Annotated in this window: 19 protein-coding genes and 1 pseudogene; 10 read left to right on the top strand and 10 right to left on the bottom strand. The window is 61.0% G+C overall.

Annotation, left to right across the window (positions count from 1 at the left end; genetic code table 11):
- Positions 1–2 precede the first annotated feature (2 nt).
- On the bottom strand, positions 3–1,070 hold the full coding sequence (locus BFP92_RS05250) for an AI-2E family transporter (RefSeq protein WP_065912354.1): 1,068 nt from the start codon (positions 1,068–1,070) through the stop codon (positions 3–5).
- Positions 1,071–1,389: 319 nt separating this feature from the next.
- Here BFP92_RS05250 and yegQ point away from each other — a divergent pair, with 319 nt between their 5' ends.
- Complete coding sequence (gene yegQ, locus BFP92_RS05245; protein WP_065912353.1) at positions 1,390–2,703, top strand: prephenate-dependent tRNA uridine(34) hydroxylase TrhP; 1,314 nt, start codon at positions 1,390–1,392, stop codon at positions 2,701–2,703.
- A 65-nt stretch (positions 2,704–2,768) separates the two neighbouring features.
- On the opposite strand, the gene BFP92_RS05240 is transcribed toward yegQ, so the two are convergent.
- Positions 2,769–4,448 (bottom strand): methyl-accepting chemotaxis protein, encoded by a 1,680-nt coding sequence (locus tag BFP92_RS05240; protein WP_065912352.1) that lies wholly within the window; start codon positions 4,446–4,448, stop codon positions 2,769–2,771.
- Between the two features lie 246 nt (positions 4,449–4,694).
- A complete protein-coding gene (locus BFP92_RS05235) occupies positions 4,695–6,014 on the bottom strand; it encodes a Na+/H+ antiporter family protein (RefSeq protein ID WP_163005458.1) in 1,320 nt (439 codons plus the stop codon).
- Between the two features lie 237 nt (positions 6,015–6,251).
- On the opposite strand from BFP92_RS05235, the gene BFP92_RS05230 reads away from it, so the two are divergent.
- Complete coding sequence (locus BFP92_RS05230) at positions 6,252–8,399, top strand: methyl-accepting chemotaxis protein (RefSeq protein WP_065912348.1); 2,148 nt, start codon at positions 6,252–6,254, stop codon at positions 8,397–8,399.
- Positions 8,400–8,431: 32 nt separating this feature from the next.
- Here BFP92_RS05230 and BFP92_RS05225 read toward each other — a convergent pair whose 3' ends face one another.
- The 3 genes from BFP92_RS05225 to BFP92_RS05215 are packed head-to-tail and all read right to left on the bottom strand — an operon-like array spanning position 8,432 to position 10,733.
- Positions 8,432–9,745, bottom strand: a complete 1,314-nt coding sequence (locus BFP92_RS05225) for a sensor histidine kinase (RefSeq protein WP_065912346.1) — start codon at positions 9,743–9,745, stop codon at positions 8,432–8,434.
- Positions 9,742–10,410, bottom strand: coding sequence for a response regulator transcription factor (locus BFP92_RS05220; protein WP_065912344.1), 669 nt, complete (start codon positions 10,408–10,410; stop codon positions 9,742–9,744). Before BFP92_RS05220 ends, BFP92_RS05225 begins: the two co-directional genes overlap by 4 nt.
- Positions 10,410–10,733, bottom strand: coding sequence for a PepSY domain-containing protein (locus BFP92_RS05215; protein ID WP_065912342.1), 324 nt, complete (start codon positions 10,731–10,733; stop codon positions 10,410–10,412). Before BFP92_RS05215 ends, BFP92_RS05220 begins: the two co-directional genes overlap by 1 nt.
- Before the next feature lie 171 nt (positions 10,734–10,904).
- On the opposite strand from BFP92_RS05215, the gene BFP92_RS05210 reads away from it, so the two are divergent.
- The 8 genes and pseudogenes from BFP92_RS05210 (at position 10,905) to codA (ending at position 16,619) form a co-directional block, all read left to right on the top strand.
- Positions 10,905–11,984, top strand: coding sequence for a patatin-like phospholipase domain-containing protein (locus BFP92_RS05210; protein WP_065912340.1), 1,080 nt, complete (start codon positions 10,905–10,907; stop codon positions 11,982–11,984).
- Positions 11,985–12,060: 76 nt separating this feature from the next.
- Positions 12,061–12,417 (top strand): 6-carboxytetrahydropterin synthase QueD, encoded by a 357-nt coding sequence (gene queD / locus BFP92_RS05205; protein WP_003237990.1) that lies wholly within the window; start codon positions 12,061–12,063, stop codon positions 12,415–12,417.
- Positions 12,418–12,543: 126 nt separating this feature from the next.
- Entirely contained in the window at positions 12,544–12,918 is a 375-nt protein-coding gene (locus BFP92_RS05200; protein WP_065912339.1) for a hypothetical protein, read from the top strand.
- Positions 12,915–13,112, top strand: coding sequence for a helix-turn-helix transcriptional regulator (locus BFP92_RS05195; protein WP_056858770.1), 198 nt, complete (start codon positions 12,915–12,917; stop codon positions 13,110–13,112). The genes BFP92_RS05200 and BFP92_RS05195 overlap by 4 nt, the downstream gene beginning before the upstream one ends.
- Before the next feature lie 19 nt (positions 13,113–13,131).
- Positions 13,132–13,242: pseudogene (locus tag BFP92_RS31995) on the top strand (GNAT family N-acetyltransferase); the annotation flags it as partial.
- A 9-nt stretch (positions 13,243–13,251) separates the two neighbouring features.
- A complete protein-coding gene (locus BFP92_RS05185) occupies positions 13,252–13,875 on the top strand; it encodes an NUDIX hydrolase (RefSeq protein ID WP_065912337.1) in 624 nt (207 codons plus the stop codon).
- 141 nt (positions 13,876–14,016) lie between these two features.
- Positions 14,017–15,285 carry a cytosine permease gene (gene codB / locus BFP92_RS05180; protein WP_065912335.1) on the top strand — a complete coding sequence of 423 codons (1,269 nt, stop codon included), beginning with the start codon at positions 14,017–14,019 and terminating at the stop codon, positions 15,283–15,285.
- Positions 15,286–15,383: 98 nt separating this feature from the next.
- A complete protein-coding gene (gene codA / locus BFP92_RS05175) occupies positions 15,384–16,619 on the top strand; it encodes a cytosine deaminase (protein WP_065912333.1) in 1,236 nt (411 codons plus the stop codon).
- Between the two features lie 8 nt (positions 16,620–16,627).
- Here the strand turns inward: codA and BFP92_RS05170 are convergent, their stop codons facing one another.
- The 4 genes from BFP92_RS05170 to tssI are packed head-to-tail and all read right to left on the bottom strand — an operon-like array spanning position 16,628 to position 22,416.
- Entirely contained in the window at positions 16,628–18,784 is a 2,157-nt protein-coding gene (locus BFP92_RS05170) for a lipase family protein (RefSeq protein WP_065912331.1), read from the bottom strand.
- 14 nt (positions 18,785–18,798) lie between these two features.
- Complete coding sequence (locus tag BFP92_RS31990; protein ID WP_065912329.1) at positions 18,799–19,584, bottom strand: hypothetical protein; 786 nt, start codon at positions 19,582–19,584, stop codon at positions 18,799–18,801.
- Positions 19,577–20,401 (bottom strand): DUF4123 domain-containing protein, encoded by an 825-nt coding sequence (locus BFP92_RS05160; protein ID WP_065912327.1) that lies wholly within the window; start codon positions 20,399–20,401, stop codon positions 19,577–19,579. Before BFP92_RS05160 ends, BFP92_RS31990 begins: the two co-directional genes overlap by 8 nt.
- Positions 20,401–22,416 carry a type VI secretion system tip protein TssI/VgrG gene (gene tssI, locus BFP92_RS05155; RefSeq protein WP_065912326.1) on the bottom strand — a complete coding sequence of 672 codons (2,016 nt, stop codon included), beginning with the start codon at positions 22,414–22,416 and terminating at the stop codon, positions 20,401–20,403. The genes BFP92_RS05160 and tssI overlap by 1 nt, the downstream gene beginning before the upstream one ends.
- Between the last annotated feature and the right edge of the window lie 151 nt (positions 22,417–22,567).

The raw sequence follows: 22,567 nt of genomic DNA, 5'->3' as shown, positions 1-22,567 counted from the left end.
ATCTATGGCAATGGCAGCTTGACCCGCGGTTTGCTTTCGACAAAAAGCGCCCAGCTGGACATAAACAGCGCCGCCACCAGCGGCCCGATCACAAAGCCATTCAAGCCAAACACTGACAGGCCGCCCAAGGTCGAGATCAGGATCAGGTAATCCGGCATCTTGGTGTCCTTGCCCACCAGGATCGGGCGCAATACATTGTCCACCAGCCCGATCACGAACACGCCGAACAAGCCCAGTACCACGCCCTGCCAGATCGAGCCACTCAACAGGAAGTAGGCGGCCACCGGCCCCCACACAATCCCTGCGCCGACCGCCGGCAACAACGACAGAAACGCCATCAATACCGCCCAGAGCAACGCGCTGGGAATGTCCAGGAACCAGAAGATCAAACCGCCCAGCGCACCCTGGGTCACGGCGACCAGCACGTTGCCCTTGACCGTGGCGCGCACCACCCGATTGAACTTGAGTTGCAACCGGCGCTTTTGCGGCTCGGCCAACGGCACCGCCGTACGTACCTTGCGCACCAGTTCCGGGCCGTCACGCAGCAGGAAAAACAACAGGTACAGCATGATGAAAAAGCTCACCAGGAAATCAAACGTGCCCTGGCCGAAGCTGAACGCCTGGGTGGCAAAGAACTGGCTGCCCTGCATCGCGCTCTTGACGATCTTTTCCCGCAGGCCCTCCAGGTTGCCCATGCCGAAGCGGTCGAGCAGGTGCTGGAAGTACGGCGGCAGGAAGTTCTTGAACTGTTCGATATAGCCCGCCACGTCCAACTTACCGCTTTCGATATTTTTGTAGAGGGTGGCGCCCTCTTGCACCAGCAGCACGCTGGTGATGATCACCGGCAGAATCGCAATCACCAGGCACACCGTCAGAGTCGCCAGCGATGTCAGGTTGCGGTTCCAGCTGAAGCGTTGCTGCAGGCGCCGCTGCATCGGGGCGAAGATGATGCCAAGGATGACCGCCCAGAACACCGCGCCGTAGAACGGCAGCAATATCCAGATAAAGGCGATGGTCACCAGGACCAGCAATAACAGCAGGGTTTTGAATTGAAGGTTGGTTTGGTTCATGTCCGGTCCATGTCAGAAAAGCAGAGGGCCTTCAGCGGCCCTGTTGCTTAGTCCGCGGCAAAACCTGGGAGTGCCCTTCAAGCATAGACCGCCTCACTGAATCGCCTTGGCCTCGTTCAACAGTGCCTGAATCGCCCGCGTATTCGGGCGTGTGCACGCCAATCATCCCCAAGCCGTTCGTAGCGGGTGGCGCAGGTATTGAAGTAGAACAGCCCCCCCCCCCATACACGGCGATACAAAAACCGGCAAAAGCCCGACCTGGATCAATAAATACTCAGGCCAGCTCCTTTACCCTCGCGACCTTTTGCGACCTGAGCCCATGCCCCCCGTGATTGCCCCCGAACTGCTCGCCCCCGCCGGCACCCTGAAAAACATGCGTTATGCCTTCGCCTACGGCGCCGATGCGGTCTACGCCGGCCAGCCGCGCTACAGCCTGCGGGTGCGCAATAACGAGTTCGACCACGCCAACCTCGCGCTCGGCATCCAGGAGGCGCATGCACTGGGCAAGCGTTTCTACGTGGTGGTCAACATTGCCCCGCACAATGCCAAGCTCAAGACCTTCCTCAAGGATTTGGCCCCGGTGATCGCCATGGGCCCGGACGCGTTGATCATGTCCGACCCGGGCTTGATCATGCTGGTACGCCGTCACTTCCCGTGCATGCCGATTCACTTGTCGGTGCAGGCCAATACAGTGAATTGGGCCAGCGTCGAGTTCTGGCAGCAGCAAGGTATCGGCCGGGTGATTCTGTCGCGAGAGTTATCACTGGAAGAAATCGGCGAAATCCGCCAACAGGTGCCCGCCATGGAGCTGGAAGTGTTTGTGCATGGCGCCCTGTGCATGGCCTATTCCGGGCGCTGCTTGTTGTCCGGCTATATGAACAAGCGCGATGCCAACCAAGGTACCTGCACCAACGCGTGCCGCTGGAAATACTCGGCCACGCCGGCGGTGGAGAACGCCACGGGCGATATCGTCCAGCACTGTGAACCGACCTTGGGTATCGGTGCGCCGACCGACCAAGTGTTTTTGCTGCAAGAAGCCAACCGCCCGGATGAGCAGATGCCCGCCTTCGAAGACGAACACGGCACTTACATCATGAACGCCAAGGACCTGCGCGCCGTGCAGCACGTGGAGCGCCTGACGCACATGGGCGTGCATTCGCTGAAGATCGAGGGCCGCACCAAGTCCCACTTCTACTGCGCGCGCACCACCCAGGTGTATCGCCAGGCCATTGACGATGCGGTGGCGGGCCGAGCGTTTGACCGCAACCTGATGACCAATCTTGAGTCCCTGGCCCAACGTGGCTACACCGAAGGTTTCCTGCGTCGCCATGTACACGACGAATACCAGAACTACCAGAACGGCAGCTCAGTGTCGGAGCGCCAGCAGTTTGTCGGCGAATTGACCGGCGAACGCCGGGCCGAGCTGGCCGAGGTCAAGGTGAAGAACCGCTTTGCCGTGGGCAATCATCTGGAATTGATGACACCGGCCGGCAACTTTCACTTTGACCTCGCCAACCTGCACAACGCCAAGGGCGAGGCCATAGACGTGGCGCCGGGGGATGGGCACACGGTGTATGTGCCACTGCCGAGCGACATGGACCTGCGCTTCGGCCTGCTGATGCGTGGCGTCTAACGCAGGGGCGGTGACAGGCCTATGCGTATCAGCGCCAGGCAAACATACGCTGAAGCCAGGGTTGATCAGATCCTGAACTGCCCCACCAATTGCCCCAGGCGCTGGCCCAGGTCCGCCAGGCTGCGCGAGGTTTGCGCGCCCAACTGGGTTTCATCGGCCACGCTGTCCACCGCCACGGCAATCTGATGCACGCTGCGGTTGATCTCTTCGGCCACGGCGGTCTGCTCTTCGGCGGCGCTGGCGATTTGCGCGTTCATCGAGTTGATGGTGCCGATCAACTGCGCCATGGTGTCCAGCGACGCGCCGGCCTGGTTGGCCTGGGCAGAAGTGCCGTCACCGGCATCGCTGGAGCGGCGCATGGCATCCACAGCGGCAACCGTGCCTTTTTGCAAGCGGTCGATCATGCCCTGGATTTCCTGAGTGCTGGTTTGCGTGCGGCTGGCCAGCGCGCGGACTTCGTCGGCGACCACCGCAAAACCACGCCCGGCTTCGCCTGCGCGTGCGGCTTCGATGGCGGCGTTGAGGGCCAGCAGGTTGGTCTGCTCGGCAATCGAACGGATCACGCCAAGCACGCTGACAATCGACGACACATCCTGCTGCAAGCTGTCGAGGGACACGCCGCTGCTGCGAATGTCATTCACCAGTGCATGGATCTGCGCGATGCTGCCGTCCACCACCCGCTTGGCGGCCTGGCCTTCGGCGTCGGTCTGTTGCGCGGCGACGGCGGCGCCTTGCGCACTGCGTGCCACTTCGTGGGCTGCCGAGGACATTTGGTTGATGGCGGTCGCCACCTGATCGGTCTCGTGACGCTGGCGCTCCATGGCGGTTTCCGAGCGCTGGGCCTGCTCGGACACCTGGCTGACCAGCCCGGTAAGTTGCGCGGTCATTTCGGTGATTTGACGCACCAGGCCGTGGATCTTGTCGACGAAGCGGTTGAACGCGCCGGCCAATTCCCCCAGCTCATCCTGGCTGGTGATGGCCAGGCGGCGGGTCAAGTCGCCCTCGCCCGCGGCGATATCGTCGAGGTTGGCTTTCATCAGGTTCAGTGGGCGCAAGATGGTATTGGCCACCAGCATGCCGACCGCTGCAATCACCAACAGCACCACCACCGCCACGCCGAGGATGCTCAGCAGCACGCCTTCCATGCGTTTTTCGACCTTGGCCTCGACCACCGCCACCTGGGCTTCGATGCCATCGAGGTTCACCGACGTACCAATCACCATGTCCCACTTGGGCAGGTACTCGGTGTAGCCAAGCTTGGGCACCAGCTCGGTCTGGCCAGGTTGCGTGGAGCTGTATTGCAGGTAGTGGGTGCCGTCCTTGCCGACCTTGACCAGGTGGCGGTTGACGTAGACACCGTTGGGGTCGCGGTTGTCCTTGAAACTCTTGCCCACGCCGTCGGGGCTGTTGCCCTTGAACAGGCGGATGGTCTCGGAGTCGTAGCCGAAGAAGTAGCCGTCCTTGCCGTAAGCCGTGTTGGACAACAGCTTGACCACCTGCGCCCGCGCCGCCGTATCGCCGGGGGCGGCCGCGTCGTAGAGCGGCTTGATGGTGGTCATCGCCACTTCCACATAACCTTGCAGGGTGGCCTTGGCGTCGTTGAGCAGGCGCTGGCGGGTTTCATCCACCTCATTGCGCGCCTGGCCCTGCAGGATCCACACCGTGGTCAGGCTGATGACCACGGCAAACAACAACACCGGCACAACGGCCAGGGACAGGACTTTGGCCTTCAAACTCAGACGCATGGCTTTTCTCTCTTATTCGTGGCGACTTGAGAGGTTAACGGCCAGTGGCGAAATATCTGTAGGACACCTTGGCTGAGTGGCGACTGGACTGTTGTGGCAAGCAGGCTTGCCCTGCGCTGGGCTGCGTAGCAGCCCCCTTTTCAGGCGCCGTAACACGCCAGGTAGATCGAGGTGCCTGGATTCAGGACCGCTTCGCGCTCCAACGCAGGGCACGCCTGCTCGCCACAATTGAACCTGTTCCAGATACTAGAGGGTCATCGCAGCAATCCAGCCAAACGCCAGCAACGGAATGTTGTAGTGCAGGAAGGTCGGCACCACGGTGTCCCAGATATGGTGATGCTGGCCGTCGATATTCAAGCCGGAAGTCGGGCCGAGCGTGGAGTCCGACGCTGGCGAACCGGCATCGCCCAATGCACCCGCCGTCCCCACGATGCACACAATCGCCAACGGACTGAAGCCCAGTTGCACACACAACGGCACAAAAATCGCCGCCAGAATCGGCACCGTAGAAAATGACGAACCAATGCCCATGGTCACCAACAGCCCCACCAGCAACATCAGCAACGCACCCACCCCACGGCTATGCCCGATGAATGCCGCCGAGGCTTCCACCAGCGAACGCACGTCACCGGTAGCCTTGAGCACCTCGGCAAACCCCGAAGAGGCGATCATGATGAAGCCGATCATCGCCATCATCTTCATGCCCTCGGTGAACAGGTCGTCGGTCTCGCGCCAGCGTACAATGCCCGACACCGAGAAGATCAGAAACCCAGCCAGCGCGCCGATGATCATCGAGTCCAGCCACAGCTGAATGATAAACGCCGAGGCAATTGCCAGGCCGGCCACCAGCAGGGTCAGCGGGTTGTACTGCACCGCCACTTGCTCGACGCGCTCGATTTTTTCCAGGTCATACACGCGCTTTTTGCGGTAGCTGATAAACACCGCCACCAGCAGACCGACCACCATGCCCAGCGCCGGCAAACCCATCGCGTGAGTAACGTTGACCTGGCTGATGTCCACGCCGCTCTTGGCCACGTTGGCCAGCAGGATCTGATTAAGGAAGATATTGCCGAAGCCCACCGGCAGGAACATATACGGCGTGATCAAGCCGAAGGTCATTACGCAGGCGATCAGGCGACGATCCAGTTGCAGCTTGGTCAGCACGTAAAGCAGTGGCGGCACCAGCAGCGGAATAAACGCGATATGGATCGGCAGAATATTCTGCGAAGCAATCGCCACCCCCCACAACAGGCCGATCAGCAGCCATTTGACATGGCTGCCGCCGGTGGCTTCCTGGCGATCGACCAGCAGCAGCGCCTTGTCCGCCAGCGCGTGAGCCAGGCCGGACTTGGCAATCGCCACCGCGAACGCGCCGAGCAAGGCGTAGGACAACGCCACGGTCGCGCCGCCGCCCAAGCCACCGTTAAAGGCCTTGAGCGTGGCCTCGATGCCCAACCCGCCGGTCAAGCCACCGACCAGGGCGCCGACGATGATGGCGATGACCACATGCACGCGGGACAAACTGAGCACCAGCATGGTGCCGACCGCGGCGATGACTGCGTTAATCATGGTTACCTCAAGCAAAAAACATAAAAACAGACAGGCCCGCGACCGGGCGGCCATCGGGTGGCGTCCGCGTGCGGGCTTTAAGAGGTCTTATTAGAGGGCGCGCACTTTGCAGCAGGCGGGCCGTCATGTCAAAAAACGACGCCGTTTCAGGCTTTAAATTGAACGTTTGAATAAAGAAATTTCCGGAACAGCCGATAAACGGGTCTCTCTGTGTTTTCAGGTAAGGATGTCCCGATGTCGCTTAGACAGCTCTCCATTCAATGGAAAATCACCCTGCTCGCGGGCTTGTGCCTGCTGGGGATCGTGACCCTGCTGGTGGGTTTGTCGCTGTTTCGCATGGAGCAGAGTTCACAGCAGGTCAAAGCGTCCAGCATGCAGATGCTCGACGCGTCCGCCCATGCGCGTATCGAGGCCCAAGGTGAAGTGCAGGCGTTGGGCATTCGCCAGCAATTTATGGACGCCTATCAGTACGGCCATGGTTTTTCGCGCCAGGTGTTATTTTTGCGTGAACAGGCGGAAAAACGCTTCCTCGACGCCTTCGATACCCGCGAAGACCTGACCCGCCAGGTCAAGGCCGCCTTGCAGGCCAACCCCGATCTGCTGGGCCTGTCGCTGGTGTTTGAAGCCAATGCGCTGGACGGCAAGGACGAGTTGTTCGCCAATCAGGCGGAACTGGGCAGCAACGACAAAGGCCGCTTCGCCCTCTACTGGTCGCAGCCAACGCCGGGCAAACTCACCTCCATGTCGCTGCCCGAAAGCGACATGGCCGACGTCAGCGTCGGCCCCAGCGGCGAAAAAGCCAACGCCTGGTTCACCTGCCCACGCGCCACCCTGAAACCCTGCGTAATCGAACCCTACTTTTATGTGATCGACGGGCAAAAGGTGCTGATGACCAGCATCGTCTTCCCGCTGATGGTCAACGGCAAAGTCATCGCCTCGCTGTCGGTGGACATCAACCTCAACAGCTTGCAGGCCGTGAGCCAACAGGCCAGTCAGAAGCTGTACGACGGCCAGACCCAGGTCAGCATCCTCAGCCCCACCGGTTTGCTCGCCGGCTACAGCCCGGACGCCGGCAAACTCAGCCAGCGTCTGGATCAGGTCGACAGCGCCAGCGGCGCGCAATTGATCAGCGTGTTGGCCAGTAATCCGCAGACCAGCAGCCTGCGTACCGGTCACCAACTCAAGGTGCTGGCACCATTCGCGCCGATTCCCGGCGGCAAGCCGTGGGGCGTGTTGCTGGATGTGCCGGAGAAAGTCCTGGTCGGCCCCGCCGAAACACTCAAGGCCCAGTTGGACGCGGACAACGCCCGTGGCACGCTGCTGGAGTTGAGCCTGGGCCTGCTGGCGGCCGTGGTTGGCTTAGTGCTTGTGTGGTTGATGGCCCGCAGCGTGACCCGGCCGATCCTTGGCGTGGCGCGCATGCTTGAAGACATTGCCAGCGGTGAAGGCGACCTCACCCGCCGCCTGGCCTATGACAAACAGGATGAACTGGGCGAGTTGGCCGGCTGGTTCAACCGCTTCCTCGACAAGCTGCAACCGATCATTGCCCAAGTCAAACGCTCGGTGCAGGACGCCCGTGGCACTGCCGACCAGTCCGCCGCGATCGCCACGCAAACCAGCGCCGGCATGGAGCAGCAGTACCGCCAGGTCGATCAAGTGGCCACCGCTTCCCACGAAATGAGCGCTACCGCCCAGGACGTCGCCCGCAGCGCTGCCCAGGCGGCACACGCTGCTCGCGATGCCGACCAGGCCACCCGCGACGGCTTGAGTGTGATCGACCGCACCACCACCAACATCGGCAACCTGGCGGCGGACATGAGCACCGCCATGGCCCAGGTCGAAGGCTTGGCGGCCAATAGCGAGAAGATCGGCTCGGTGCTGGAAGTGATTCGTGGCATCGCCGAGCAAACCAACCTGCTGGCACTCAACGCCGCCATCGAGGCCGCCCGCGCCGGTGAGGCTGGCCGTGGCTTTGCGGTGGTCGCCGACGAAGTACGCAACCTGGCGCAGCGCACCCAGGAGTCGGTAGAAGAAACCCGCCGGGTGATCGAGCATCTGCAAAGCGGCACCACCGACGTGGTCGGCTCCATGGGCAACAGCTATCGCCAGGCCCAGGGCAGTGTCGAGCAGGTTGGCCAGGCGGTCACCGCCCTGCGCCAGATTGGCGAGGCGGTCACGGTGATCAGCGACATGAACCTGCAGATCGCCAGCGCCGCCGAACAGCAAAGCGCCGTGGCCGAAGAGATCAACAGCAATGTGGCGACGATTCGGGATGTGACTGAATCGCTGTCGGAGCAGGCCAATGAGTCGGCACGGGTGAGCCAGGCATTGAACAGCCTGGCGAATCAGCAGCAGGGGTTGATGGATCAGTTTCGGGTGTAATGATCGTTCCCACGCTCCGCGTGGGCACGATCTCAACGTTTGGGTAATTCGATCAGCACCTTGAGCCCGCCCAGTTCGCTGTCCTGCAACTGCAACGTCCCCCCCCACACCTCGACGATGTCCCGCACGATCCCCAGCCCCAGGCCATGGCCGTCAATCTGCTCATCCAGGCGCGCACCGCGGCTGAGCACTTGCTCACGCTGGGCCTGCGGAATGCCGGGGCCGTCGTCTTCGACGCCCAGCAGAAAGCTGCGCGGGGTTTCGCTGAGCGTCAAACGCACGTCGGCGTCCGCCCATTTGCAGGCGTTATCCAGCAGGTTGCCGAGCAGCTCCAGCAGGTCTTCGCGGTCCCAGGGCAATTGCAGGCCGGGGTCGACGTGGTAGCTCAAATCCAGGTGTTCACCGTGGATCATGCTCAATGTGGCCAGCAGGCCGGGCAATTCTTTTTCACAGTCGAACAGCGCGCCGGGCAGGGTTTCGCCGGCCAGGCGGGCCCGATTGAGTTCGCGGTTGAGACGTTGCTGCACTTGATCGAGCTGCTCGCGCAGCAGTTTGCCGAGTTCGGGGTGATCCTTGAGCGCTTCGCTGGAGGCCGCACTCAATAGCACCGCCAACGGAGTTTTCAGCGCATGGCCAAGGTTGCCCAAGGCATTGCGTGAGCGCTTGAGGCTGTCTTCGGTATGGGCCAGCAGATGGTTGATCTGCGCCACCAGCGGCTCCAGTTCCAACGGCACTTGGGTATCGAGTTGCGAGCGCCGGCCCTGTTGCAGTTGGGCAATCTGGTTGCGTGCCGTCTCCAGTGGGCGCAAGGCGCGGCGCACGGTGACCCGTTGCAGGATCAGCACCAGCAACAGCGCCGCCAAACCGATGATCAAGCCGATCTGGCGCATCAAGCGAAAGCTTTCGCGCACGGGCGTGTAGTCCTGGGCCACGCTGATGGAAATCAACTGCCCGAAACGCTTGTAGTCCGAACGCAACACCAGCAGTTGCTGGCGTTCCGGGCCCAGTTGCAGGTTGCCCTTGAGCCCCGGCTCGGTCAGGCGCGGCAGTTCCTGGTCCCACAACGAGCGGGAGCGCCAGTGAACGTCGGCAAAATCAATGCGGAAATAATGCCCGGAAAACGGCCGTTGGTAGGCCGGTGACAGACGCTGCTCATCCAACTGAACACCCTCGGGCCCACGCACCAGTGCCGCCAGCAGGTTCTCGCTGTCGTTGCGCAGCCCGGCTTCCAGGTAGCGCTGCAAACCGGCCTCGAACAACCACAAGCTGGTTTGCGCCAGCACCACGCCGACCACCACCATGACGCTGATCAACCCCAGGCTCAGGCGCCGCTGAATCGACCTCATGCCGGGGCGGCGCCAAACCGGTAACCCTGGCCACGCCGGGTTTCGATCACACTGCGCCCCAGTTTGCGGCGCAGGTGGTTGACGTGCACTTCCAGCACATTGGAGTCGCGCTCGGTCTCGCCGTCATACAAATGCTCGGCCAAGTGGCTTTTAGACAGGATCTGTTGCGGGTGCAACATGAAGTAGCGCAGCAGGCGGAATTCAGCGGCGGTCAGTTGGATCTCGTCGCCATCGCGCAACACACACTGACGCCCTTCATCCAGGTGCAGGCCGGCGGATTGCAGCGTCGGCTGGTTGGCCTGGCCGTGGGAACGGCGCAACAGCGCCTGGATGCGCAGGTAGAGTTCTTCGGGGTGAAAGGGTTTGCTCAGGTAATCGTCGGCGCCGGCCTTGAGCCCTTCGATACGTTCAGCCCAGGAATCGCGTGCGGTCAGCACCAGCACGGGGGTGGCCAAGGCCGCCGCGCGCCATTGCGCCAGCACCTCCAAACCCGGCAGGCCCGGCAAGCCAAGGTCGAGGATGATCAGGTCGTAGGGTTCGCTGCGACCTTGATACGCGGCATCGCGGCCGTCGGCCAGCCAGTCGACTGCGTAGCCCTGGCGCTGCAGGCCGGCCAGCAATTCGTCAGCCAGGGGTACGTTGTCTTCTACCAGGAGCAGGCGCATCAGTCGTCTTCCTTATCTTTGAGCAGCTTACCGGTACTGGCGTCCAGCTCGATCTCGCGCACCACGCCTTCGACGGTCAACAGTTCGATTTCGTAGATATAGCGCACCGGCCTATCCTTGTGTTCCTCAAGCTCGGCGTCCAGCAGCCTGGCGCCCGGATAGCGCTCCAGCGCCGGCCCCAGCAACTCTTCCAGCGGCGCGATGACGCCCTCCTGACGCAGGCGCAGGGCTTCATCCTGCCCAAGGTCATGGGCCGACAGGCTTGCGCTGCCTAGAAGCATTACCAGCGCCGCTAGCCTGCCCGCGCGTAGATTTACCTTCATTACGTATCCTGATGTTCCTTGAGGGCGGCCCGATGAGGGACATGGGCCACCACGGTACCCGTGACAACTTAACTGAAACTGAATTGCCACCATGGCAATTTTCAATCGGCAACCTTACCCACCGCTGCAGGATTTCTCTTATATTGCCTGTTCGCTGCAACCGAGACCTGTATGACTGCTATCCACATCAAGTTTCCCGCCCTGACCCTCAAGGCCGGCAAACGCGCTTTCACACGCATTCGCGAGCAAGGCCTTGCGCCGGCGGATGTCGGCATCCTACCCGGTGCGGCCGGTGGCCCCAAGGCGTTGGGCATTCAAGGCCTGGACCTGGCGCTGTTCGGCGATTGGTTGCCACGCGCGCCGCGTGAGCGCGCACTGATCGGCGCGTCCATCGGCTCCTGGCGGTTTGCCAGTGCGTGCCTGCCCGACCCGGTGCAAGGCTTGCTGGACCTCGGCCGCCTGTATAACGAACAACGCTTCGCCAAGGGCGTGACCATGGCCGAAGTCAGCCGCAGCTGCCAACGCATGCTCGACGACCTGCTGACCGGCCGCGATGCGCGGGTGCTGGACAACCCCGACTATCGCCTGAATATCATGGTGGTCAAGAGCCACGGCCTGCTCGCCGATGACCACCGTGGGCGATTGGCACTGGGCCTGTCGTCGGTGATTGCCGACAACCTGCGTGGCCGTGCACGGCTGTCGCGGCATTTTGAGCGGTTGATCATCCACGACCCGCGCCAGGCGCCTCCGGTGCATGCGCTGACGGACTTCCCCTCGCGCTTCCTCGACCTGCAGCTGGGCAACCTGCGCCAGGCGCTGCTGGCCTCCGGTTCCATCCCCATGGTGATGCAAGGCGTGCGCGACCTGCCCGGCGCAGGCACGGGCACTTACCGCGACGGTGGCCTGCTGGACTATCACCTCGACCTGCCCTATCACGGCGACGACATTGTGCTGTACCCGCACTTCACCGACCGGGTGATCCCCGGCTGGTTCGACAAGGGCTTGCCATGGCGGCGCAGTAACCCACAAGGCTTGCAGGATGTGCTGCTACTGGCGCCCTCCAGGGACTACCTGGCCCGCCTGCCCCATGGAAAATTGCCGGACCGCAGCGACTTCAAGCGCTTTATGGGCGATGACTTGAGCCGCAACAAATACTGGCAAACCGCGATGAGTGAAAGCCGGCGGCTGGGGGATGAGTTTCTGCAACTAGCCGATAACGGCGAACTGGCCGAGCGACTGCAAGCTCTCTGACCCAGCGGTATGCGCGGCAAGGGGTCAAGCTGTTAAACTTTCCGCCTGCCAGATACCTGACCGAGCTTAAAATACTGTGGAAATCTTCAAAGAGTTTACCTTCGAGTCCGCCCACCGCCTGCCCCATGTACCGGAAGGCCACAAATGCGGACGCCTGCACGGGCATTCGTTCAAGGTGGCGATCCACCTGAGCGGCGACCTGGATCCCCATACCGGCTGGATCCGCGATTTCTCGGAAATCAAGGCGATTTTCAAGCCGCTGTACGAGCGCCTCGACCATAACTACCTCAATGACATCCCGGGCCTGGAGAATCCGACCAGCGAAGTGCTGGCCAAGTGGATCTGGACTGAGCTCAAACCCCTGTTGCCGGAACTCAGCGCGATTCGCATCCATGAGACCTGCACCAGCGGTTGCATCTATCGCGGCGAGTAAGCGGTTGAGTGTTTAAAACCACCTGCGGGTGGTTTTTTTATGCCTGGCCGGCGCCAATGTAAAGCATGCTTGACACGACAAACCTGAACACCTAGTGTAAAGCACACTTTACTCATGGAGAGAGTCATGTCGCCTAAACGCTTCCTCGTAGAATTTATAGCCATTGTGTTGCTGTACGTTGCCTGCGTGGTAATTTCCAGCTCATTTGTACGCTCCATGCCTGACGGCGCCGCGAAAATCGCCTTGGCATTGCTGCCGGTTATTCCGATGATCGCGATGGCAGTGTCAATCATCCGCAGGCTGAACAGCATGGATGAGTTGGGCCGCAAGATTCAGTTGGAAGCACTTGCCGTGGCATTTGTGTGCACTGCCCTCACCACCTTCAGCTACGGTTTCCTGGAAACCGCAGGCCTGCCGCGCCTGTCGGCCTTTATGGTATGGCCGATCATGGGCGGGGTCTGGTGTGTGGCCACGATCATTGGCACAAGGCGCTATCAATGAATAATCAGCTGCGCCCGTTGCGCGCCGAACTGGGTTGGTCCCAGGCCGAGCTGGCGCAGCGCCTGGGCGTATCGCGCCAGACCATCAACGCCATCGAGACCGGCCGCTACGACCCGAGTTTGCCGCTGGCGTTCAAGATCGCCAAGGTGTTCGAACGGCCCATCGAGGCGATCTTCGAAGCGCCTGTGGATTGAGCCTTTACGACAGGAGCACAATGAGGTGATGACCGAGGACCTCGCGCTGTACAGTCGCCGTGGCTATCTGCACACCCATCGCGCCGAGGAACACGGCCTGCGCCGCCTCTATATGATCAAACATCTATAGGAATATCCCATGGAAAACCTCTGGCTGGCCCAGGCCAAACGCTTGCAGGCGCTGGCGTCCACGGGGCTGCATTTTTGCACCGACGACTTTGAGCGTGAGCGCCTCGAGGAAATTGCCGAGATTGCCCACAGCATGCTTGCGCAACTGGCGGATGTGCCGCTTGCGCGCATCACCGGGCTGGTGCCGGATTTTGCCAAGCGTTATTCAACCCCGATGATTGACGTACGCGGCGCGGTGATCGAAGGCGACCGGATTCTGCTGGTGCGCGAATTGACCGACGGCTGCTGGGCGCTGCCCGGTGGTTACGCCGATATCGGCCTGTCAGCGGCGGAAAACATCGTCAAGGAGATCCGCGAGGAAGCCGGGCTGAGCGTCACGGCGCGCGCGCTGTACAGCGTCACGCACAAGGCCAAGGGCTTGTATCGCCCGGATGTGCGGGACTTCTACAAGCTGTACTTTCTGTGCGAGCGGGTCGACCAACTGGCGCCGGCGGCCGGGTTTGAAACCACTGAAGTGGGCTTTTTCACCCTCGACGACCTGCCCCCGCTGTCCCGTGGGCGCACCATCGAAAGCGATCTTGAAGCGGCGTTTGCGTTTCATCGTGGCGAGACCACCCAGACGCTGTTCGACTGATCCACTTTGTCTCACCGCTGCACTGCTTTCGTGCCTTCTTGGGCGCGCTCGACACAGCTGCCTGGCGACAAATACGTCGCGCTGCCGGTTTGGCACGCGCAGTGCAACAGCACGGCTGTCAGTCATCCAGGGAGCAAGGCCATGACGCAGCAAGAACCGGGTAACGATTACCCCCTCAGCGAAGTGCCGATGCATGCGCGCAAGGGCCTTGCGTCCACCGCCATGGTGTTGCTGGGCTTCACCTTCTTTACCGCGACCATGTTCGCCGGCGGCAAGCTGGGCGTGGCGTTCAGTTTTACCGACATGCTCGGTGTCGTGGCTTTGGGTAACCTGTTGCTGGGTATTTACGCCGCGGGCCTGGGCTATATCGCGTTCAAGAGCGGCTTGAATTCGGTCCTGATGGGGCGCTTCTGCTTCGGCGAAGTGGGCAGCAAACTCAGCGACCTGATCCTCGGCTTCACCCAGATCGGCTGGTATGCCTGGGGCACCGCCACCGCCGCCGTGGTACTGGGCAAATATTTCGAATTGAACCAAGGCACGGTGCTCGCACTGATGGTGCTGTTTGGCCTGCTGTTCTGCGCCACCGCCTATGTGGGCTATCGCGGGCTGGAGATTCTGTCTTATATCGCGGTGCCGGCCATGGGCATCCTGCTGTTGCTGTCGATGTGGGTCGCCACCGTCAAAGTCGGCGGCCTGGAGGGCTTGCTGGCCGTGGTGCCGACGGCGGAACTGGACGTGTCCACCGCCCTCACACTGGTATTCGGCACCTTTGTCAGCGGCGCCACCCAGGCGACCAACTGGACGCGTTTTTCTCGCTCGGCCAAGGTCGCGGTGCTGGCCAGCCTGATCGGCTTTTTTATCGGCAATGGCTTGATGGTGTTGATCGGTGCCTATGGTGCCATCGTCTATCAGCAACCTGATGTGGTTGAGGTACTGCTGCTTCAAGGTTTCGCCATGGCGGCGATGGCCATGTTGCTGCTCAACATCTGGAGCACCCAGGACAACACCCTCTACAATTTCGCCGTGGCCGGCTGCAACCTGCTGCGAACCCGGCGGCGCAAAACCGTGACCCTGGCCGGCGCAGTGATCGGCACGCTGCTGGCACTGTTTGGCATGTACGACCTGCTGGTGCCTTATCTGATTCTGCTGGGCACCGTGATCCCGCCGATTGGCGGGGTCATCATGGCGGACTTCTTCTACCGCTATCGCGGCCAATACCCACGCCTGGCCGATGTACGCCTGCCGGCGTTCAATTGGCCGGGGCTGGCGGCGTATGCCGTGGGCACCGTGCTGGCGTTTCACTCACCGTGGGTGGCGCCATTGGTGGGGATTGTGGCCGCGTCCCTGGCCTACATCGCACTCACCGCAGCCCTGCGCGTGCGCGCACCGTTGACTGACGTGCAGGCATGAACCCGACTGCTGCCATGAGGATGGTAACCTTGTGGCTGATAACCCTGATGACCTGGCGGCTGCCTGCCTGATTATCCAAAGCCAAGAGGAACTTGCCCATGCATATCATCAATGCCCGCCTGCGCAACCGTGAAGGCCTGCATGATCTGCACCTGGAACACGGCCGGATCGCCCGCATTACCGCACAAACCGTGGCCCCCACCTTAATGGCCGGTGACCTCGACGCCGCCGGCAACCTGGTGATACCGCCCTTCGTGGAGCCACATATCCATCTCGACGCGACCCTGACCGCCGGTGAGCCACGCTGGAACATGAGCGGTACCCTGTTCGAGGGCATCGAGTGCTGGGGCGAGCGCAAAGCCACCATCACCCAGGAAGACACCAAGGCTCGCGCCAAGAAAACCATCCAGGCCCTGGCCGCCCATGGCATCCAGCATGTGCGCACCCACGTCGATGTCACCGACCCTGACCTCACTGCGCTCAAAGCCATGCTGGAGGTGCGTGAAGAAAGCACTCACCTGATCGACCTGCAAATCGTCGCCTTCCCGCAGGAGGGCATCGAGTCTTACCGTAATGGCCGCGAGCTGATGCAGGAGGCCATTCGCCTGGGCGCTGATGTAGTCGGTGGCATCCCGCACTTTGAATACACCCGCGACCAAGGGGTGAGTTCGGTGAAGTTCCTGATGGACCTGGCCGAACGCACCGGCTGCCTGGTGGACGTGCACTGCGACGAAACCGATGACCCGCACTCGCGCTTTCTCGAAGTGCTCGCCGAAGAAGCCCGCAGCCGCGGTATGGGCGCGCGCGTCACCGCCAGCCATACCACAGCGATGGGCTCCTATGACAATGCCTACTGCGCCAAACTGTTTCGCCTGCTGGGGCACTCGGGCATCAGCTTCGTCTCCTGCCCTACCGAAAGCATTCACCTGCAGGGGCGCTTCGACAGTTTCCCGAAACGCCGAGGCGTCACCCGCGTCAATGAACTGCTCGAGGCCGGCATGAACGTCTGCTTCGGCCAGGACTCCATCGTCGACCCCTGGTACCCGCTGGGCAACGGCAACATCCTGCGCGTGCTGGAAGCCGGTCTGCACATCTGCCACATGCTGGGTTACCGCAACCTGCAGAGCGCCCTGGACCTGGTCACCGACAACAGCGCCAAGGCCATGGCCCTGGGTGATCGTTACGGCCTGGAACCCGGTCGCCCGGCCAACCTGCTGGTCCTTTCGGCAGACAGTGACTACGAGGTGATCCGTAGCCAGGGCCTGCCGTTGTATTCGATCCGCAAGGGCAAGGTGCTGATGCAACGCAGGCCGGCACAGGTGGAGTTTTTGTAAGCAACGGGTCAGACAATTGAGTCGATATCCAGTGGCTGCACCCGCCCGGCGCTGTCCTTAAGCGGCGCAGGAATACTGGCGATTTGCGCCAACCTGCGGTTTTCAGGGTGGCGCAACCAGCGCTTCACGCTGGGCTGCAAACCGGTGGAGTCGGCGTGGCTGCCATACACGTCACGCCGGTCCAGGCGCCGCCAGCGCAACGACTCCAATCGACGTCGGCTGCTGCGCAAGCGGTCGACTTCAGCGTTCAGCGCCTGGTTATGCGCATGCCCATAATCGCGCTGGTTCGGTGGGCGGCGACGCTCGAGCTCGCGGTTCTTGTCGCGCAGTTGTTGCGTCATTGTGTCGAGCGCCAGGTCTATCAACTCGAACTCTCTGGCGGTGATCAAAGGCCCCTGGCTGTCGACGGTTTGCTGCCAGCGACGCAGAGTGGCCCACGCGGCTGGAATGTAACTGGCGGTCATGAAGTGCTGGCTGGCCTGGAACAGTTGTTTCAACAGGTTGGCACGCTCGGGCATATCGCCTTGCAGTTGCAGCACCCGGTTGCATCCGGCCTCGAGGATTGATTCACAACCGGGCGCCCATAACACCGAGGAGTGCGTGCCGTCCGCCAGCTTGATAGGCATGAAGTGCTGCTGTTCGCCGTGGTGCTGGTAAGGGTTGCCGCCGACACGCACAAGGCCGGCAGCGAACAGCAGGCCACCCGCCCCCGGCGCGGCAAAAAGCGTGATGGCGCCCGGCACCCAGAGTTTGGCGGTGGTATTCATCCACGTGGCAGGGACACTGGGGACCGGATCGTTGTGGTTGACGATGCGATGATGGATAAGGGCGGTGGCGCCTTCGGTGAACTCGGAGTCTGCGGCGCGGGGAGCGCCGTAGGTGTAGAGGAGGATGTTGTACTTAACGCGAGTAACTCGGCGTAACCCCTCTGCCAGGAGTAACGCGATGGCGCCGCCAAGGCTGTGGCCACAAATCACAATGCGCTGGCCGTTGTGGAATTGATCAAGGTAATGCAGAACAAAATCGCGCATCGCTCGATAGGCCAGATAAAAACCCTCATGGGCTTTGCCAACACCATCGGTAAAGGGCACTTGGTGGGCATTAGCGTCGCGTAGTGCATCGGCACCACTGGCGGTGCCTCGAACAGCGATCAAAATTACTTCGTTGTGATGACTGATAAACGCTTGGGTATCAGTACCGGACGCTTCATCATCAAAAAAATGCAGGCTGGCAGGATGTTCCTGTTTCTCTCCAAGCTTCGGCCGATTCTGTGGATACAACTCAGGATCGAAGGGCAAAATCTCAAACCGCTGGGAGTATGGAACCTCTTCATACAACGGGAAAAAACGCTGAGACTGATCACGATCGACCTTCCAGGCTTCTTGAAACCCCGAGAGTTTTTCCGCGAACAGATTGCCTGCGCTGGGATCCAGGGGAAAACTGACGTGTTCCACCGGAGGTTTTGCAGGCTGCTGGCCAAAATTGCAGTAGCTCAATGTGGACATCAACGCCAATTGATACAGGTTCAACGCACAAAACTGATCATCGGTCGACAACATCGGGCGCAGTGCCCGCAAAGGCCGTACCTCCAACACCGTGTGCAGGTTGGGGAACAACACGACGCCTGACAATGCGGGCTGCGCCGGACCGAACCCCAGCTCGGCCATCATTTTCAGCGCATGCCTTGGGGGGTGATAGGTTCTGGGGGCAAACGGCGGCAGATGGGCAATATGTCGTACCAGATCGCGCACCTCAACCTGATAAAATCGGTCGGCCTGGCGTTGTGCAGGGTTGCCCTCTATACGTTGGCCATCAGCCGCTGAAAATCGGGTGTGTTCGGCGCGGGCTTGAAGTTCGGTGATAGGTAACGGGTAAGTCTTGCGCTTTCTCAATTTGGAATACGGCTCCTCCTCGCCGGAATACTGCGAATCCAGAGAAAGAATTACCGGGCCACAGTAAAACCCTTCGAGCTTGGCATACCCCTCTCCATTCAACCTTCCTTTGTACAGACGCCCTGTATTGTCCTGGATTGTGTAGACAAGCCCGCCATAAGCCTTCCCGCTGCCCGTTTCGTCAACTAGAGAAACGCTTGCCCAATGCCCTTTCAACGGGCAAGCAGACATCTCGTTACTGAAAAAAGGTTGCTTCCATGCTGCCTGGTTCATGAGTCAACTCCTTGTTAATTGCACGTTGGATAAACATCGCAGACACGTCCATCCGGCATCGTTATAGGTTTAAAGTCCGTGGTATTACTGCCACAGTATCCGGATAGATCTTCGAAATTTTTACCCCGGCACCGTCTCCACCCCCCCGGTACAGCCAGCCAAGTATCCTCAAAAGCGGGTGCCTCCTCGTCTGTAACGCTCAACGTCAGCCTTACTTTTTTCCCAGGAAGCAGCTCTCTCTGTACTACACCACCCGGGCGCGTTTTTTGCCTTTTCCCGTGCGCGTCCAACGCGTTACATTCCAAAAGTTTTCTGATCGCATGCTCGGGGCCGGCTGTCCGGAAAAACCACATGCATTGTCCAATTAACTCCTGTACACCCGACTCGGGCATCGCTGCTACGCGTTCAGACTCAATAGGATCTGCGAAAGACATTGCCGCGAAGCTGCCCCCTACATCAGTGTCAAGCTCACCCCACTTCGCATAAAGAGTGAACTCCACGCTACGCAACACCGAAGGGCACCCCTCAATGGTTTCAGTCAGCGGGAACTCATAGCTCACCCGTCCAGCCACGGGTTTGTAATCGGCAATAAAGATCTTGCGCTCAGGCCTTTTGCCCCGACGCTGCGGCAGGGTGCAGAGCTCATACCTGGCGGGACGGTAGTTGGCCGCCCCGATAAATCGAAATTGCGCCGGCAAATCCACCTCCAGCGTAAAACGCTCAGCCGGCGGTGTCAGCGCACAACCCGAGAGCCATCCAACACCGAGCGTTATCAAAACGCTGCACGCCCACCTATTCATGCTTTTGCCACTCCCGTAACACCCGCTCAAAATGTTCCGCTGGTGCCTCGCCCGCTATCGGCTGCCACCCCATCGTGCTGCCTTGCGTCGCCTCCTCCAACCGGCGCACCACCAGAAACTCGAGCTGCTGGGGGCCTCGCCATTGCCAGGCACGGGCCTGCTCAAGAACCTGCGCCAGCCAAACTCTGGGGTCCTGAAACTCGACCAAGCCGGCGAGCTTTTCGCTGTGTTCAGTCAGTAGATAACGCAGGATATTGGCGTGCAGGATCACTTCGGCCTGAGGGTTGGGCGTGTTCAGCCAGGGCGCAGGCACAGGCACCGGATACTCACCGGGCGTTGGGTTCTCACCCTGACACCAATGGCCTTGGTGCCAATAGCACACACTGATCAGTGGGCCGAGAAACACTGGCCAGTGCTCGCCCTGCAAATGGGTCAAAGCACGTGCCAAGGTGCGATTATCGTGAAAGCGATACAGGGCCTGGCCTCCCTGGCGCCCTACCAGCAGACGTTCGCGCCAATGCCGAACCACACCAGCCAGATCATCGCCGGGCAGGCTGCCCAACCAGCCCCAGTTCGCTTCGGGGTGGTGCAGCAGGTCAACCAGCGCGGGGTCGTCCGCCTGCTCCACCAGCAGAATCACCGGGCCCGCCGCTGCCAACTCGGCCAGGGCGGTCTCAGCGTACAGGCAGCAATACTGTGACAGGTTGCGCACCGCCAACAGCTGCTGACATGCGTCGTGGTGACCATCAAGGATCAAGCACAGTCGGCGCCCCGCCTGCTGTTGTTCAGCCATCCACTGGCCCGGCTCACTTGGCATCAGGCAGCCCTCCGCATGAGGGTGCACTGGCCTTCACGACACGCCTCGCACACCGGGCAGAAGTCCGCGCCCAACTGCCGGGCCTCGTCCAGAAGGGTACCTTGGGCCGTCGAGAGGTTCGGTGCATCCATGGCCGATAATGGGTTCGCCGACCGAGTGAAGGGCGGCAAGCCGCCAACGGTGACAGGCCGGCTGCTGAAAATGCCGCCCGCCTGGATAATCAGGTGCTCGCCCCCGGCCTTGAGGCTCAATTGTGCGCCCGCATCGATGACCAGGCTGGCGCCGGCCTTGAGGACGATCTGCTGCCCGGCCTGGATAACCATGGACTGACCGATATGCGTATGGCTGTCTCCCTGCACCTCCAGCCGATCGTTCGTGCCAAGCATGACAGTGCGATCCCCGGTGATACGGCGCTGCTCGCCACTTTCCAAGTGAACCGTGCTTAACCCGCGAATGATTTCCCGCCGCTCTCCCGCCACCTCAAGGCGACTGTCATGGCCGACCTGCTGTTCCAGGTCCCGTTGGGCGCGCAGGTAGATGAGTTCCTCGCCGTAGCGGTCCTCGAGGTGCAGCTCGTTGGCACCCCTGCCCCCCGGAACACTGCGGCTGCGCAACACACTGCGTGTCTTGTGTTGCGGCAAAGGGTAAGCCGGCCTGTGCAACGCATTGGGCAGGCAGCCGTTGATCAACGGCTGGTCCGGGTCGCCTTCCAGAAAGGTTACCAGCACCTCCATGCCCACCCGCGGAATCAGCATGGCGCCGAAGCCATCACCCGCCCAGCCGGATGCTACCCGTACCCAGCAACTGCTGTTGTCATCCGTGGGGTCGAGGCGGTCCCAATGAAAACGTACCTTCACTCGGCCGTAGGCGTCGCAGTGCACCTCCTCGCCTGATGGCCCCGTCACGATGGCGGTTTGGCTGCCATTGAGGCTGGGTTTCGGGTGTCGGAGGGGGGGCCGATGCACGGCGCGCCAGGGTGTTGCACTAAACCGGTTGCGGTAGCCATGGAATGTGCCCGCCACAGGCGTCGCTTCCTCCAGCACCTGCGGTTGATACCCCTCGTGATGCACCGACGTGAGCAACCACAGGTCGTTGCAGGTGGGGTCCGGGTGGCCACACAGCTCAAGAAAATGGCCGCTGCCCAGCACCGGTTGATTACTTTTGCCCACGGCACGCTGGCGGTCGCGCCGATGCCGCTCCAGGCCCCTGTGCGCCAATTGCCGACCTCGCGCATGGTCGTTGAAACCAGCCGGGTAATGGTAGTCCTCAAGGCGCTGCGTCGATGCAGGCCCGGCCTTGTCTTCCAGGCGCAGCGACGGATGCTCGAAGTCATGATCACGGCGCACCGTCAGCTGGGTACGGGTCTCCAGACGCACGCCGAACTGCCGGATAGCTCTTGTTTTGGTCAACTCGTGTGTCGAACAAAATCGCTGTGCAGCCAGGCGCCGAAACACCGTCTGGTCATCACCAAACACCAGCACGTGATTACTCGGACTATGGCGAAAGTGGTAGTGAATACCCTCCTCCTCGCACAACCGCTGGATAAAGTGCAGGTCGGTTTCCGCGTACTGAACGCAGAACGGACGGGGTGGGTAGGCCACGGGGCCCAGTTCGAAGGCATAGGCGTCCGCCAGAATGCCGTGGTGCTCAAGTACCGCCGCAATAATCTGCGGCACACTGCGTTGTTGGAAGATCCGCTGGTTGTGTCGATGGGCAAGGCACGCCAGGCGTGGTGCCAGGGTGAGACGATAGCGAGTGAGCCGAACGCCGGGCCCCTCACGGCCGATAGCATAGATGTGCCCATGCAGCCCCGCATCGGATTCGCCAAAGTCAAGGTAAGCCGGCTGGTGAAGCAGCGCCTCCAGATCCAGAGAGGGATTTTCGCTGACTAAATGCACGGTAATGAAGTAAGGCTGATCAAGGGCTTCTCGGCCTTTGAAAGCGAGTACCTGAAAGTCATTGTTTATGTCTGGAAGTATCAACTTGAAACGTGGCGCGGCAGATGTTTCAACCATCCCTAAGTTACCCGTCATCAATTATTTGACTGAAAGGCCTCCCCCCATCGGGCATTGATTGAACTGCCGGGAAAAAGCGCCTGAACCCAATAAATCTTAGCGACTTCAGGCGGAATTTGACCCTTTAAAAATAAAAAAGACGTTTCGCACA

This window comes from Pseudomonas sp. 58 R 3 (genome assembly GCF_900006605.1).
Classification (GTDB): domain Bacteria; phylum Pseudomonadota; class Gammaproteobacteria; order Pseudomonadales; family Pseudomonadaceae; genus Aquipseudomonas; species Aquipseudomonas salomonii.
The sequence above is the reverse complement of the archived record's forward strand: the minus strand, read 5'-3'. Positions and strand labels throughout refer to the sequence as shown.

Bases quoted from the DNA above. Each gene is read 5' to 3' on its own strand.
- BFP92_RS31990 (WP_065912329.1), bottom strand. From the start codon at position 19,584: ATGAATAGGTGGGCGTGCAGCGTTTTGATAACGCTCGGTGTTGGATGG.
- codA (WP_065912333.1), top strand. From the start codon at position 15,384: ATGCATATCATCAATGCCCGCCTGCGCAACCGTGAAGGCCTGCATGAT.
- codB (WP_065912335.1), top strand. From the start codon at position 14,017: ATGACGCAGCAAGAACCGGGTAACGATTACCCCCTCAGCGAAGTGCCG.
- BFP92_RS05240 (WP_065912352.1), bottom strand. From the start codon at position 4,448: ATGCGTCTGAGTTTGAAGGCCAAAGTCCTGTCCCTGGCCGTTGTGCCG.
- BFP92_RS05210 (WP_065912340.1), top strand. From the start codon at position 10,905: ATGACTGCTATCCACATCAAGTTTCCCGCCCTGACCCTCAAGGCCGGC.
- BFP92_RS05250 (WP_065912354.1), bottom strand. From the start codon at position 1,070: ATGAACCAAACCAACCTTCAATTCAAAACCCTGCTGTTATTGCTGGTC.
- BFP92_RS05225 (WP_065912346.1), bottom strand. From the start codon at position 9,745: ATGAGGTCGATTCAGCGGCGCCTGAGCCTGGGGTTGATCAGCGTCATG.
- BFP92_RS05230 (WP_065912348.1), top strand. From the start codon at position 6,252: ATGTCGCTTAGACAGCTCTCCATTCAATGGAAAATCACCCTGCTCGCG.
- BFP92_RS05195 (WP_056858770.1), top strand. From the start codon at position 12,915: ATGAATAATCAGCTGCGCCCGTTGCGCGCCGAACTGGGTTGGTCCCAG.
- BFP92_RS05185 (WP_065912337.1), top strand. From the start codon at position 13,252: ATGGAAAACCTCTGGCTGGCCCAGGCCAAACGCTTGCAGGCGCTGGCG.
- BFP92_RS05160 (WP_065912327.1), bottom strand. From the start codon at position 20,401: ATGCCAAGTGAGCCGGGCCAGTGGATGGCTGAACAACAGCAGGCGGGG.
- yegQ (WP_065912353.1), top strand. From the start codon at position 1,390: ATGCCCCCCGTGATTGCCCCCGAACTGCTCGCCCCCGCCGGCACCCTG.
- tssI (WP_065912326.1), bottom strand. From the start codon at position 22,416: ATGGTTGAAACATCTGCCGCGCCACGTTTCAAGTTGATACTTCCAGAC.
- BFP92_RS05200 (WP_065912339.1), top strand. From the start codon at position 12,544: ATGTCGCCTAAACGCTTCCTCGTAGAATTTATAGCCATTGTGTTGCTG.
- BFP92_RS05170 (WP_065912331.1), bottom strand. From the start codon at position 18,784: ATGAACCAGGCAGCATGGAAGCAACCTTTTTTCAGTAACGAGATGTCT.
- BFP92_RS05215 (WP_065912342.1), bottom strand. From the start codon at position 10,733: ATGAAGGTAAATCTACGCGCGGGCAGGCTAGCGGCGCTGGTAATGCTT.
- BFP92_RS05220 (WP_065912344.1), bottom strand. From the start codon at position 10,410: ATGCGCCTGCTCCTGGTAGAAGACAACGTACCCCTGGCTGACGAATTG.